We start from the raw sequence: 854 nt of genomic DNA, 5'->3' as shown, positions 1-854 counted from the left end.
ACAAAAGAAACACTGAGACGGGTACCAGGAAAAGGCATGGGGTATGGAGCCCTTAGATACCTTCACCCATCTGCGGAAATAAGGGATTCCCTATCGGGGCCTTCGTTCGATATCATATTTAATTACCTGGGCCAGATCGACAATGTGCTGAACGAGAATGAAGCAATTGATGGCGCGGAAGAATTCTCAGGAAATGAGTCCGGCGAGAATTTTCCTTTTGTAAATAAATTTGTGATCGATTCTGAAATCGTTGATGGTGAATTGGAAATCAACTGGGGCTATTCCCAAAATGAATACCGAAAAGGTACTATTGCAGCGCTGGCAGATACGTATGTGAATAAGCTTAAAGCGCTTATTGAGCATTGCACAATACAGGAAGGTATAGTATATACCCCATCCGATTATGGGTTGGAAAAGGAAGTTACATATGTTGAATTAGATTCGTTTGTAAACAAGTTGGATGCACAGGGCAAGCGTCCTGATGAAATCTACAAACTGGCGGCCTTACAGGAAGGAATGCTTTTCCACGAATTGTTGGAGAATGATTCCGAGGCATACCTGAACCAGACTATTGTTGATTTTCCAAAAGGATTGGATATTGAAGTGTTTAAAAAATCCTGGTCCTATGTATTCAAAAACCATAGTGTTTTTAGGAGTTCGTTTCATTACGATGAACTAGGGGTACCGGTACAGTGTACTCATGAGGGGGTTGTGGTTCCCATATCAGTATTAGATTATAGTATGTGCCCTGAGCAGGAGCGCGCCGAAATGTTGGATGCCTTCAAAAAGAAAGACCGGGAAACACGTTTCGATTTGAGTGAGGCGCCTTTGGTGCGTATAACATTGATAAAGAC

Annotated in this window: 1 protein-coding gene; it reads left to right on the top strand. The window is 42.4% G+C overall.

Annotated features, from left to right (window positions below; genetic code table 11):
• Nucleotides 1-854, top strand: an 854-nt coding sequence (locus tag ACRD7P_RS20930) for a condensation domain-containing protein (RefSeq protein ID WP_430909751.1), incomplete at both ends; no start/stop codon positions are given.

The organism is Maribacter sp. 2-571, assembly GCF_050589625.1.
Lineage (GTDB): Bacteria > Bacteroidota > Bacteroidia > Flavobacteriales > Flavobacteriaceae > Pelagihabitans.
This window is presented reverse-complemented; position numbering and strand designations above follow the sequence as displayed.